The 11,768-nt window shown below is 73.7% G+C and carries 12 protein-coding genes and 1 riboswitch; of the genes, 5 read left to right on the top strand and 7 right to left on the bottom strand.

Translation table 11 applies throughout. From position 1 onward, the window contains the following. Nucleotides 1–14: 14 nt before the first annotated feature. Nucleotides 15–320, bottom strand: a complete 306-nt coding sequence (locus tag ABT084_RS30370) for a 4a-hydroxytetrahydrobiopterin dehydratase (RefSeq protein ID WP_351050640.1) — start codon at nt 318–320, stop codon at nt 15–17. Nucleotides 321–421: 101 nt separating this feature from the next. Between ABT084_RS30370 and ABT084_RS30375 the strand changes: the two genes are divergently transcribed. Next, complete coding sequence (locus ABT084_RS30375) at nt 422–1,222, top strand: helix-turn-helix domain-containing protein (protein WP_351050643.1); 801 nt, start codon at nt 422–424, stop codon at nt 1,220–1,222. Here the strand turns inward: ABT084_RS30375 and ABT084_RS30380 are convergent. Together ABT084_RS30380 and ABT084_RS30385 are read right to left on the bottom strand one after the other, a co-directional pair. After that, complete coding sequence (locus tag ABT084_RS30380; protein ID WP_351050646.1) at nt 1,208–1,612, bottom strand: hypothetical protein; 405 nt, start codon at nt 1,610–1,612, stop codon at nt 1,208–1,210. The genes ABT084_RS30375 and ABT084_RS30380 overlap by 15 nt on opposite strands. 183 nt (nt 1,613–1,795) lie before the next feature. Beyond that, nucleotides 1,796–2,641 carry a bifunctional 5,10-methylenetetrahydrofolate dehydrogenase/5,10-methenyltetrahydrofolate cyclohydrolase gene (locus ABT084_RS30385; protein WP_351050670.1) on the bottom strand — a complete coding sequence of 282 codons (846 nt, stop codon included), beginning with the start codon at nt 2,639–2,641 and terminating at the stop codon, nt 1,796–1,798. A gap of 91 nt (nt 2,642–2,732) precedes the next feature. After that, a riboswitch (ZMP/ZTP riboswitch) is annotated at nt 2,733–2,841 on the bottom strand. A 117-nt stretch (nt 2,842–2,958) separates the two neighbouring features. On the opposite strand from ABT084_RS30385, the gene ABT084_RS30390 reads away from it, so the two are divergent. Continuing rightward, nucleotides 2,959–3,723 carry a class I SAM-dependent methyltransferase gene (locus ABT084_RS30390; protein WP_351050648.1) on the top strand — a complete coding sequence of 255 codons (765 nt, stop codon included), beginning with the start codon at nt 2,959–2,961 and terminating at the stop codon, nt 3,721–3,723. 266 nt (nt 3,724–3,989) lie between these two features. After that, nucleotides 3,990–5,564, top strand: a complete 1,575-nt coding sequence (locus tag ABT084_RS30395; RefSeq protein ID WP_351050651.1) for an RNA polymerase sigma factor — start codon at nt 3,990–3,992, stop codon at nt 5,562–5,564. 92 nt (nt 5,565–5,656) lie between these two features. On the opposite strand, the gene ABT084_RS30400 is transcribed toward ABT084_RS30395, so the two are convergent. The 3 genes from ABT084_RS30400 to ABT084_RS30410 all read right to left on the bottom strand — a co-directional run bounded on the left by ABT084_RS30400 (nt 5,657) and on the right by ABT084_RS30410 (nt 9,848). Then, on the bottom strand, nt 5,657–7,117 hold the full coding sequence (locus tag ABT084_RS30400) for an amino acid permease (RefSeq protein ID WP_502969231.1): 1,461 nt from the start codon (nt 7,115–7,117) through the stop codon (nt 5,657–5,659). A 56-nt stretch (nt 7,118–7,173) separates the two neighbouring features. After that, entirely contained in the window at nt 7,174–9,288 is a 2,115-nt protein-coding gene (locus ABT084_RS30405) for a phage holin family protein (protein WP_351050654.1), read from the bottom strand. Between the two features lie 155 nt (nt 9,289–9,443). Next, nucleotides 9,444–9,848: a hypothetical protein gene (locus ABT084_RS30410; RefSeq protein ID WP_351050657.1), complete on the bottom strand. Its 405-nt coding sequence runs from the start codon at nt 9,846–9,848 to the stop codon at nt 9,444–9,446. Between the two features lie 163 nt (nt 9,849–10,011). On the opposite strand from ABT084_RS30410, the gene ABT084_RS30415 reads away from it, so the two are divergent. Next, nucleotides 10,012–10,785 carry an MBL fold metallo-hydrolase gene (locus tag ABT084_RS30415; RefSeq protein ID WP_351050659.1) on the top strand — a complete coding sequence of 258 codons (774 nt, stop codon included), beginning with the start codon at nt 10,012–10,014 and terminating at the stop codon, nt 10,783–10,785. 2 nt (nt 10,786–10,787) lie between these two features. Beyond that, nucleotides 10,788–11,429 (top strand): DedA family protein, encoded by a 642-nt coding sequence (locus ABT084_RS30420; protein ID WP_351050675.1) that lies wholly within the window; start codon nt 10,788–10,790, stop codon nt 11,427–11,429. Between the two features lie 114 nt (nt 11,430–11,543). Here the strand turns inward: ABT084_RS30420 and ABT084_RS30425 are convergent. Next, nucleotides 11,544–11,768, bottom strand: a 225-nt coding sequence (locus tag ABT084_RS30425) for a transposase (protein ID WP_351050662.1), incomplete at its 5' end; no start/stop codon positions are given.

The following is an 11,768-nucleotide window of genomic DNA, read 5'->3' on the forward strand; positions in this document are numbered from 1 at the left end:
GCGCCGGCATTCGCTCAGCTCGCGCCGTGGGCGGGGGCGAGGTCCTGGACGCGCTGGGCGAGGGCGAAGTCGGCCTCGGTGACCGCGTCGCCCGCGCTGTGGGTGTTCACCGCCAGGCGGACGGTGTTGTAGCCGAGGGTCAGGTCGGAGTGGTGGTTCAACTCGTCCTGCACGGTGGCGATGTGGGCGACCAGGGCGCTGGCCGCGAAGTGCGTGCCCAGCCGGTAGGTGCGCACGATCCGGTCGTCCTCGAAGGCCCAGCCCGGGAGTTCCCGCAACCGGTCCTCGATCTCCTTCTGCGACAGCGGCTGACTCGGCATGGGCAGGCTCCTTTGTCCCCGTGACGTGGAGTCAAGGTTCCCACAGCGCACGCCGGAGCGAACCGTTCGCGCGGTGGCGCGCCTGGGTTAACGTCGGTCGCATGACGACGTCCGTGGGAACCATGCTCCGTGCCTGGCGGGAACGGCGCGGCATCAGCCAGCTGGAGCTGGCGGGCCGCGCCGACTCCTCCGCCCGGCACATCAGCTTCGTCGAGACCGGCCGGTCCCGGCCGAGCGAGGAGATGGTGATCCGGCTGGCCGAACGGCTCGACGTGCCGGTGCGCGAGCGCAACGCCCTGCTGCTCGCGGCCGGTTACGCCCCGCGGTACGCGCACACCCCGCTGGACGCGCCGGAGATGGCGGCGCTGCGGGAGGGGCTGGAGCGGCTGCTGGCGGCCTACGATCCCTATCCGGCGCTGGTCGTGGACGGTACGTACACGGTCGTCGCCGCCAACCGGGGCATCGCGATGCTGCTGGACGGGCTGCCCGAGCACCTGCTGACGCCCCCGCTGAACGCGATGCGGATCACCCTGCACCCCGAGGGGCTCGCGCCGCGGATCCACAACCTCGCCGAGTGGCGGGGGCACCTGCTGGCGCAGATGGACCGGCAGATCGCGCTGGCCCGCTCGGAGCCGCTGCGCGCGCTGTACGAGGAGGTGGCCGCGTACCCCGTCACGGAACCCGGGGGCGCGGCGGACCCGGCGGCCGACGCCGGTGCCGCGTCGGTCGCGGTCATCGCGCTTCCGCTGCGGATCGAGCACGACGGGCAGCTGCTGTCCTTCGTGTCGTCCATCGCCACCTTCAACACGCCGATGGACGTGACCGTCGCCGAGCTGGCCATCGAGACCCTCCTCCCGGCCGACCCGGCGACGGCGAAGTACCTGCGCTCACTGGGCCCTTGAGCCCCGCGCGGCCCACTGGAGCACGGCGAACCCGGCGACGACCACGGCCTGCGCCGGGATCCACACCAGCCCGGCGGTGGTCGGTTCGAACCAGAGGAGGAGCGAGAGCAGACTCAGCGCCACCCAGGCGCAGTTGATCTCGATGACGGCCATGACCAGGCCGGGAGCGGGCCGCGCGCGGGAGGCGAGCAGGCCGACGGCCGCGCCGTATCCGGCCAGCAGGACGCCGAGCACGAGCAGCGGGGTGCGCTCCACCCCGAGCAGCCGCCCGAGCGGACCGGCGAAGAGGGCGTAGGCGAGGCCGTTGCCACCGGTGACGACGGCGTCCAGGGCGAGCAGGCGGCGCAGCGGGGCCTGCGGCGCGCGGGCGGTGAGCAGGGTCGCGGACATGGCGGATCAGCCTCCGGCGAGGTCGGGAGAGGGGCGAGGGCGCCGGATCCCGGGCCGCAGTGCGGCGGCCCGGGATCCGGTGTGTCCCCACTCTCCCGCGCGCCGCCGGCCGGGTCGATTACCCCGCGGGTCATGGCCGGCGGGGTAATCGACCCGGCCGGGCGGTACCCCGGTGGGGCCGGTTCAGCCGAGGTCGGCCAGGGTCAGGCCGGCCTGCGCCGCGGCGGCCTGGACGGTCTGCTCCAGGAGGACGGCGATGGTCATCGGGCCGACGCCGCCGGGGACCGGGGTGATCAGCGAGGCGCGGGCGGCCGCCGACGCGAAGTGCACGTCGCCGCGGTTGCCGTCGTACCCGGCGTCCAGGACCACCGCGCCCGGCTTGATGTCCTCGCCCCGGATGAATTCGGCCTTGCCGACGGCGGCGACCAGCACGTCCGCCTGGCGCACGATCGCGGGGAGGTCCTCGGTGCGGGAGTGGCAGTAGGTGACCGTGGCGTTCTGCCCGAGCAGCAGCATCCCGGCGGGCTTGCCCAGGATCGCGCTGCGGCCGACGACGACGGCGTGCTTGCCGGCCAGGTCGACCTCGTACTCGGCGAGCAGCCGCATGATCCCGCCCGGAGTGCAGGACACGAAGCCCGGCAGGCCGAAGCCCATGGCGGCGAAGGAGTGCATGGTGACGCCGTCGACGTCCTTGCCCGGGGCGATGGCCTCGAAGGCGGCGCGCTCGTCGATGTGGTGCGGGACCGGGTGCTGCAGCAGGATCCCGCTGACCTCGGGGTCCACGGAGAGCGCGGTGAGGGTGGTGACCAGTTCCTCGGTGGTGGTCGAGGCCGGCAGTTCCACGTGGCGGGAGGTGATGCCCGCCTTGGCGCAACGGTTCTGCTTCATGCGTACGTACGTCACGGACGCGGGGTCCTCGCCGACCAGCACGGTCGCGAGACAGGGGGCGGTGCCGGTGCGGCGGGTCAGCTCGGCGGCCAGGACGGCGGTGCGCTCCGAGATGCGGCGGGCGACGGCGGTGCCGTCCATCAGCCGGGCGGTGCCGCCCTCGGCCTGAACGGTCTGGTCCTGAACGGTCTGGGCAGTCGTCACGGGGTCTCCTGAACGTCGCTGCGGGATCGCGGATCGCCCAGGCGCGCGGCAGTCGACGTACGGGACACCTCGGTGTCGCGGTACGGCGGGCCGCTCCCCGGTGGTGATCCACCCAAGCGCCAGTCACGGCCCGCCGCCCAGTGTAATCGACGTGCCGGCCGAGCCACGAGCCGGCGAGCGGCGCGGACGGGGACGCGGACGGGGACGCGGAGAATCGAGTGGATCATCTCCGGCGCAGCTGGGACGATCGCGGCATGACGCACCATTTCGATCAGCTGGTCGCCGAGGCCGGTTCCGTGTCCGTGGACGGCTGGGAGTTCTCCTGGCTCGACGGCCGGGCGACCGAGCAGCGCCCCTCCTGGGGCTACCAGAGGCTGCTGGGCGAGCGCCTGGCGGGCGTACAGGCGGCCCTGGACATCCAGACCGGCGGGGGCGAGGTGCTCGCCGGAGCGGGCGCCCTGCCGCCCCTGATGGTGGCCACGGAGTCCTGGCCGCCCAACATCGGCAAGGCGACCCGGCTGCTGCACCCGAAGGGGGCGGTCGTCGTCGCCGACCCGGACGAGCCGCCGCTGCCCTTCGGCGACGAAGCCTTCGACCTGGTGAGCAGCCGGCACCCGGTGACCGTCTGGTGGGACGAGATCGCGCGGGTGCTGCGGCCCGGCGGGAGCTACTTCTCGCAGCAGGTCGGGCCGGCGAGCGTCTTCGAGCTCGTCGAGTACTTCCTCGGCCCGCAGCCGGAGGAGGTCCGCCGCGGCCGGCACCCCGATGACGCGGTGGCCGCCGCGGCCGCGGCCGGGCTGGAGGTCGTCGACCTGCGGTCGGAAAAACTGCGTACCGAGTTCCACGACGTCGGCGCCGTGATCTACTTCCTGCGGAAGGTCATCTGGATGGTGCCCGGCTTCACGGTCCACCAGTACCGCGACCGGCTCCGCGAGCTCCACGAACAGATCGAGCGCGACGGCCCGTTCGTCGCGAGCACCGCCCGTTTCCTCATCGAGGCCCGCAAACCGGGACGATGACCGGGCGGTGACCGGGCGGCGATCGGGCGGCGACCGGGCGCGCCGGGCCGTGATCGGGGCGGACGGATTCGCGCCGGATAGGTTGCGCGGACACAGCGTGGCGCAGGTCACTCAATTCATGGCGTAACGAATCGACTCGGGCATGCGATGAACCGACAGGTGTCCTCGCGCGGCGCCGGAATAACGACCCCCCTCGGGCTCGTTCCACGAGTTCGCGCGATGATGTCCCGTCCCGCCCTTATATCTGCCGCAACGAGAGGCTCCTTGTGTCGCTCAGCCCGTCCCGTACGTTCCCTCCGGAGATCGCCGAATCCGAGGCCCTGGTCGCGCTCGTCGAGCGTGGCCGCGAGCAGGGTCACATCAACGGTGACGACGTGCGCCAGGCCTTCGAGGCCGGCCGCATCCCGGTGGACCAGTGGAAGCGGGTCCTGCGCAGCCTGAACCAGGTTCTGGACGAGGAGGGCGTCGCGCTGCACGTCAGCGCAGCCCCGGCCGCGAAGGCCCCCGCCAAGAAGGCCCGCAAGGCCGCCGCCGCGCCGGCCCGCACCGTGACCAAGAAGGCCGCCGCGCCGCGCCCCATCGGCGCGCGCAAGACCGCGGCCCCCGCCACCGCGGCGGCGATATCCGCTCCGTCGGCCTCCGGGACCGAGGAGGAGGTCGCGGCCGAGGCCGCGGCCGAGCCGAAGAAGCGGACGGTCAAGAAGACCGCCGCGAAGAAGGCGACGGCCACCAAGAAGACCGCCGCCACGAAGAAGAGCGCCAAGGACGGCGACGAGGGCGAGACCCCCGCGGCCGAGGGCGAGGACTGGACCGAGGAAGACCTCGCCGACGAGGCGGAGGAGACCACCCCCGCCAAGACGGGCACCCAGGGCTTCGTGCTGTCCGACGACGACGAGGACGACGCCCCGGCCCAGACGGTCATGGTGGCCGGTGCCACCGCCGACCCGGTCAAGGACTACCTCAAGCTCATCGGCAAGGTGCCGCTGCTGAACGCCGAGCAGGAGGTCGAACTCGCCAAGCGCATCGAGGCGGGTCTCTTCTCGGAGTACAAGCTCGAAGAGGAGGAGGACCACAAGCCCGCGTTCAAGCGCGAGCTGGAGATCCTCGTCGAGGACGGCCGCCGCGCCAAGAACCACCTGCTGGAGGCCAACCTCCGCCTCGTGGTCTCGCTGGCCAAGCGCTACACCGGCCGCGGCATGCTCTTCCTGGACCTGATCCAGGAGGGCAACGTCGGTCTGATCCGCGCGGTGGAGAAGTTCGACTACACCAAGGGCTTCAAGTTCTCCACGTACGCCACGTGGTGGATCCGCCAGGCGATCACCCGCGCCATGGCCGACCAGTCGCGCACCATCCGCATCCCGGTGCACATGGTCGAGATCATCAACAAGCTCGCCCGCGTGCAGCGCCAGATGCTCCAGGACCTGGGCCGCGAGCCCACCCCGGAGGAGCTGGGCAAGGAACTCGACATGACCCCCGAGAAGGTCATCGAGGTCCAGAAGTACGGCCGCGAGCCGATCTCGCTCCACACCCCGCTGGGTGAGGAGGGCGACAGCGAGTTCGGTGACCTCATCGAGGACTCCGAGGCGGTCGTCCCGGCCGACGCGGTCTCCTTCACCTTCCTCCAGGAGCAGCTCCAGTCCATCCTGGGCACACTCTCGGAGCGCGAGGCGGGCGTGGTCTCCATGCGCTACGGCCTCAACGACGGCCAGCCGAAGACGCTGGACGAGATCGGCCGCGTGTACGGGGTCACCCGTGAGCGCATCCGCCAGATCGAGTCCAAGACCATGTCGAAGCTGCGCCACCCGTCGCGCTCGCAGGTGCTGCGCGACTACCTGGACTAGGAGTCCCCGCCGGGGCCCGCGCGTACCGGCCGCCCACGTCGTCTTCCACGACGCGGGCGGCCGGTGCGCCGCGGGCCCTTCGCGTGTTCCGGCTACGCCCCGGCGTGCTCGGCGCGCTGCTTGCGGGCCGACATGACGGCGTAGACGAGGACGCCGGCGAACAGGAAGAGCACGCCCTGGTAGACGGCCGCGTACCCCGAGCCCGCGACCAGCCACATCGAGAAGCCGAAGGCCAGGCAGGCCAGGATCCCGTCCCGGGCGAGCCGCCCGGGGGCCACGCGCTCGCCCTGGCCCGAGACCAGGAAGTGGATCTGCGCCGCGGTGGACAGCAGGTAGGGCACGGTCGCGGTGAAGGTGGTGACCAGGACCAGCATCTCGAAGACCCCCCGGGTGCCGGCGGTGTAGTTGTAGACGGTCAGTGCCGAGGCCAGGACGACGGTGACGATCACGCCGACCACCGGGACCCCGCGCCGCTTGCGCTCGAACGCCTTCGGGAAGAGGCCGTCCTTCGCCGCCGCGTACGGGGTCTGCGCGCTGAGCAGGGTCCAGCCGTTGAGCGCGCCGATCATCGAGACGACGGCGGCGCAGGCGACCAGCGTGCCGCCCCAGGTGCCGCCGAACATGGCGTTCACCGCGTCGGTGAAGGGTGCCTCCGAGGAGACCAGCGTGTCGTGGGCGACCAGGCCGAAGACGGCCACGGTGCCCAGCAGGTAGACGGTCGCCGCGCCGACCGTGCCCAGGATGGTGGCGCGTCCGACGTTGCGGGCCGGGTCACGGACCTCGCCCGCGCTGACCGCGGCCGATTCCACGCCGAGGTAGGAGAAGAGCAGGATCGCGGCGGAGGCCGAGACGGCGCCGACCGCGCTCTGGTCGGTGGCCCGGAAGGGGCCCAGGTTGGCCGGGTCGAAGAAGAAGAGGCCGCCCACCGCGATCAGCAGGAGCGGAGCGAATTTCAGCACCGTGGCCACGAGCTGGACGGCGCCGACGTAGCGCGTGCCCGCCAGGTTGGCGAGCGCGGGCAGCCACTGCACGGCGAGGGCGCCCAGGCACATCGACCACGGGTGCGCGCCGACGGCGGGGAAGAGCACGGCGAGGTAGCCGACGGCGGCCACGGCCAGGGCCGCGTTGGAGACCCAGGTGGTGATCCAGTAGCTCCACGCCGCGAGGAACCCGGCGAAGTCGCCGAAGGCGGCGCGGGCGTAGACGTACGGGCCCCCGGTCTGCGGAAGCCGTCCGGCGAGGCGGCCGAAGACCAGCGCGAGGGCGATCGCGCCGAGGCTGAGGATCCCGAAGGCGACCAGGCTGATCGTGCCGAAGGGGGCGACCGAGGCGGGCAGCAGGAAGATGCCCCCGCCGACGATGTTCCCCATCACCAGGCAGGTGGCGACGGGGAGGCCGAAGCGGCGCGCGTGCGGGCCCGCGCCCTGGTCGGGCCGGTCGGGGCCGTGCACGGCGGGATCGTGCGCTGCGGGGTCGTGCGCTGCGGGATCGTGCGCCGCGGGAGGGCTCACGGCAGGGGTGGTGCTCACGGTGGTACGCCTCGGTCGTTTCATATGGTGGACAGGGGGCAGGTCGACACATGCTCCGGTACGGCAATGTCCGCACCAAATCAGCGGGTTTCGTCCTGTCCGGCCACCCGTACGGAAGGAAGTGTTCCGCTCCGGGCGCCCCGCGGCCGGTGATCTTCCACCGGCACCTGCGGGCCGTCCTCCGTCTCGCGCAGCCAGTCCCGCAGCAGCGCGTGCACAGACTCCGCCCCGACGAGGCCCCCCTCGGGCTCGGACAGCACCGTCGGCCACATCAGGAACGGATGCCCCTGTTCCCCGCCGAGCCCGCCGTGCGAGCCGATCTGCTCCTCGAAGGCGTGCACCGTCCCGCTCTCGGGGTCGTACGCCGAATTCACCATGATGTCGGCCACGTGCGGGAAGGCGTCGGTGCGCCGGACGGCCGCCGCCGCGCCCGGGCCGTAGCCCGCCAGCAGTTCCTCCGCCTCCCCCGGTACCGACAGGCGCGCCACCGCCCCGCCAGGCCCCAGCACCTCGCCGTCCACCAGCAGGAAGCCCACCCCGGGGTGTTCGGCCAGGGTCCGCAGCAGCGCCGGGTGGTCGCGCTCGATCCGCTCCCGGGTCGCCCGGCCCGGCACGTCCGGGAAGGAGACCAGGCCGAGGTTGCCGGAGGCCAGCACCACCGGTTCCGGGCCGCGCGCCGGGCGCGCCTCCTCCCCCGGCTCCTCCACCGGGCGGTGCAGGGCGGCCCGTACCGCCGCCCGGGCCTCCGCCCCGCTGTGGGTGCGGGCCGCCCGACGGGGGACCGGCAGTCCGCAGCCCGCCCGGACCAGGTCCTTCAGGGTGAGCGCGTACGTCCCGAGGAAGGTCGCCCCCGGGCTCTGGCCGTGGTCGGAGAGGAGCACCATCCGGTAGGCGCGGGGCGCGTGCTCGGCGACCCGGGCGATCAGCGCGAGGCTGCGGTCGAGCCGGGCGAGCACCTGGTCGGTGTCCCGGCCGTGCGGCCCCGAGTGGTGGGCGACCTCGTCGTAGGCCACCAGGTCGGCGTAGACCGCGGCGCGCCCTGCGAGCATGTCGCCGATCACCGCGGCGACCACCACGTCCCGTTCCACCACCGTCGCGAAGGCCCGGACGACCGGGTACAGGCCGCCGCGCGACACCCTCGGCCGCACGCCGCGCGCCTTCGCCCGGACCGACTGGCCGATCTCCCGGGCCACCTCGGCGACGAAGGACAGGAAGGTGCGCACCGCGTTGGCCGGGTCGGAGAAGTACGCGAAGTACCCCGCCCGGGAGCGGTTGCCGCGCCCGCGCCGGGCCGACACCGAGAGCACCAGCGCCAGCTGGTCGGCGCCGCCGCTGAAGAGGTTGCCCCGGCTGGCGCCGTCGAGGACGAGCAGCCCGCGGCTGCCGGTCCGGGCGCTCGCGCGGCGTTCCAGGGCTGCTGCGCTGCTGGGCCGGTTGCAGACCACGACCTCGCCGGTGTCCTTGTCGTACCAGCGGAAGGCGGGCACGTCGAAGGTGGAGCCGTGCAGGATCCCGAGCTGGCTGGCGCCGGTCTGGCTGGACCAGTCCGTGCGCCAGGACGTCACCCGGTGGGTACGGTCCAGCCACCCGGCCACGGTCGGCATCAGCCCGGCGCCGGCCGCGCGCCGCAGCGCCTCGTACCCGACGCCGTCGAACTGCAGGAAGACCACGCCGGGCGCGGATTCGGCGGTGCCCGGCGCCCCCGCCCGGCGCTGGCGGCGGCGCTTGCGGTCGGCCAGGCGGTAGAGCCGCCTGCGGTAGGCCCCGTCGTCGCGGACCGCCAGCGCGGTGGAGGTGGCCGAGGCGACCGCGGACATGACGGCCGCGACGACCACGGCGGCCTCGGGGGCCGCCTCGCCGCGCCCGTCCGGGATCAGGTCGAGGGCGAGCAGCAGCAGCGAGCCGTTGAGGAAGAAGACCAGCAGGCCGAGCACCAGCGCGGGCACCAGCAGCAGGGCCCGGACCAGCACCGGCCACACCAGCGCGCTGAGCAGGCCGAAGGCGCCCGCGCCCCAGGCGGCGGTGAGTCCGATCCGGGTGATGCTGTCGCCGCCCGCCGCGCCGCCGGGGCCGGGCTGGAGGCGGAAGTCGGGCAGGACGGCGGCCAGGAGGAGCAGGGTCAGGGTGGAGACCGCCCAGACGACGATCACCCGTGCCAGGGCGCTGCCCGCGGTCCGCCATCGGCCTCGCAGCACGCCGTACCCGCCTCGTGTCACGGCCCGCGCCCCGCTCGCGGGCCCCCGCCCCAGCGTCGCACAGGCGGGGTGGCCCGGCCGGGTGGCGCGGGAGGCGTACGGACGTACGGAGCGTGCCGCTCAGGGGTGAGCCGGTGCGCGGCGCGGCCCGGGGCTCAGGTGCCGTCGTACCCGGCGGTCGGCATCGACATCCGGCGGTGCACCTCGGCCTTCATGCCGGAGGTGTACGCGGGCTCCTCCTGTCCGGCGGTCTCCAGCCGTACCCCGCGCCGCTCGCACTCCGCCGTGAACTCCTCGACCGAGCGCAGCGCCCGTCGCAGGACCCGGTGGTTGGGGGCGACGAACAGGTCGACCTGTCCGGCGTCGATGTCGGACCAGAGCCCGCAGTGGTCGGCGCGCAGCCCGTAGACCAGCAGCTGCCGGGTCACGACGTAGCCGTGGTCGGCGGCCCAGCGGGCGCACATGGCGTGCTGGGTGCGGGTGTCCACGATGAAGGGGTCTGCGTCCAGTTCCTCGAGCGGGGTCAGGCTGGCGATTGCGGCGACGCGCAGCTCATCCATGCCGCCCGACCCTACTCCGATCCGCCGCCCGCGAGGAGAGGGCCTTCGGCCACTGCGGGGCGCCGGGTCCGGGCGGTTCGGCCGGTGACGCCCTAGGCTCGAAGGGAGGTCCGGGGTAGGGACGGGACGTCCGACGGGGAGCCGAGGCGGGGAGGGGGCCGGGGTGCCGGTGGAGATCACGTGGTGGGGGCACGCCACTTGTACGGTCGAGGATTCCGGGGTCCGGCTGCTGACCGACCCGCTGTTCGCCCGGCGGCTGGCGCATCTGCGGCGGCGGCGCGGCGCGGTGCCGCCGGCGGAGGCGGCCGTGGCGGACGCGGTGCTGGTGTCGCACCTGCACGCCGACCACCTGCACCTGCCCTCGCTGGCACGGCTGGCTCCGGGCACCCTGCTGGTGGTGCCGCGCGGGGCCCGGCGGGCCGTGCCGGGGCTGGCGCGGGTCGCGAGCGCGCGCGGGCTGCGGGTCACCGAGGTGGCGCCGGGCGAGGAGACGGCCGTACGGGAGCTGCGGATCCGGGCGGTGAGCGCGCGGCACGACGGGCGGCGGCTGCCGTTCGGTCCGCAGGCCGCGCCGGCGCTCGGGTACGTGGTGACGGGCGCGGCCACGACGTACTTCGCCGGGGACACCGGGCTGTTCGACACGATGGCCGAGGAGGTCGGGCCGGTGGACGTGGCGCTGCTGCCGGTGGGCGGCTGGGGCCCGTACCTCGGGCCGGGGCACCTGGACGCGGGGCGGGCGGCGCGCGCGCTGGCCCTGCTGGCGCCGGCGGCGGCGGTGCCGGTGCACTACGGGACGTACTGGCCGATCGGGATGGACGCGGTGCGGCCGCACGAGTTCCACGCCCCGGGCGAGGAGTTCGCCCGGGAGGCGGCGCGGCGGGCGCCGAAGGTGACCGTGCGGGTGCCGGAGCACGGGGAACGGGTGCGGCTGCCGTGATCCTGCGCGAGGCGGTGCACCAGTTGCAGCAGACTCCGGCGGAGAGCACCCAGCAGGTGGTGGGGTATCCGGCGCTGTTCGTGCTGGTGGCGCTGGGGGCGCTGGTGCCGGTGATCCCCACCGGGGCGCTGGTGAGTTCCGCGGCCGTGGTCGCCTTCCACCACCGCTCGCCGTCCTTGGGTCTGGTGCTGGTGTTCGGCGTCGCGGCGCTGGGGGCGTTCCTCGGGGACGTCGCCCTGTACGGGCTCGGGCAGCGGGGGGTCCGCTCGCGCAGCGGCTCCCGGTGGCTGGAGGCGCTGCGCGGGCGGGCCACCCCGGAGCGGCTGGAGCAGGCGCGCGCGAGGCTCGACGAGCACGGGGTGCTGGTGCTCGTGGTCTCCCGGCTGGTGCCGGCCGGGCGGATCCCGGTGATGCTGGCCTGTCTGCTGGCCCGGCTGCCGCTGCGCCGCTTCGCGCGCGGGGACGCGCCCGCGTGTCTGGCGTGGGCGGCGACGTACGGCCTGATCGGGATCGTGGGCGGCTCGCTGTTCTCCGCACCGTGGAAGGGCGTGGCCCTCGCGGTCGGCCTCACCCTGCTGGTCAGCGCCGCCCCGACGCTGTGGCGCAGGGTCCGGGGCGGCCCGGAGGGGCAGGCGGGGGCCTAGTAGTGCTTTGTTACGTGCTGTCGTAGGGCTGTCTGGTGGGTTGTCGGCAGGTGAGGCAGGTGCCGGTCCAGGTGGTGATGAGGTGTTGGAGGAGGTCCAGGGCCTGGTAGAGGGTCAGGCCCTGGCAGGGACTTTTGGGGTCCTCCGCTGTTCGGTCAGGAAGAGGTGGGCGGCGGTGACGAGGGTGACGTGTCGGTGCCAGCCGGTGAACGAGCGGCCCTCGAAGTGGTCCAGGCCCAGGACGGTTTTCAGTTCGCGGTAGTCGTGCTCGATCCGCCAGCGGGTCTTCGCGAGACGGACCAGGTCCTTGGCAGGAATATCGGCTGGCAGGTTCGAGAT

This window comes from Streptomyces sp. NPDC002138 (genome assembly GCF_040296485.1).
In the GTDB taxonomy this organism is placed as follows: Bacteria; Actinomycetota; Actinomycetes; order Streptomycetales; family Streptomycetaceae; genus Streptomyces.

Bases quoted from the DNA above. Each gene is read 5' to 3' on its own strand.
- ABT084_RS30370 (WP_351050640.1), bottom strand. From the start codon at position 320: ATGCCGAGTCAGCCGCTGTCGCAGAAGGAGATCGAGGACCGGTTGCGG.
- ABT084_RS30375 (WP_351050643.1), top strand. From the start codon at position 422: ATGACGACGTCCGTGGGAACCATGCTCCGTGCCTGGCGGGAACGGCGC.
- ABT084_RS30380 (WP_351050646.1), bottom strand. From the start codon at position 1,612: ATGTCCGCGACCCTGCTCACCGCCCGCGCGCCGCAGGCCCCGCTGCGC.
- ABT084_RS30385 (WP_351050670.1), bottom strand. From the start codon at position 2,641: ATGGACGGCACCGCCGTCGCCCGCCGCATCTCGGAGCGCACCGCCGTC.
- ABT084_RS30390 (WP_351050648.1), top strand. From the start codon at position 2,959: ATGACGCACCATTTCGATCAGCTGGTCGCCGAGGCCGGTTCCGTGTCC.
- ABT084_RS30400 (WP_502969231.1), bottom strand. From the start codon at position 7,117: ATGAAACGACCGAGGCGTACCACCGTGAGCACCACCCCTGCCGTGAGC.
- ABT084_RS30410 (WP_351050657.1), bottom strand. From the start codon at position 9,848: ATGGATGAGCTGCGCGTCGCCGCAATCGCCAGCCTGACCCCGCTCGAG.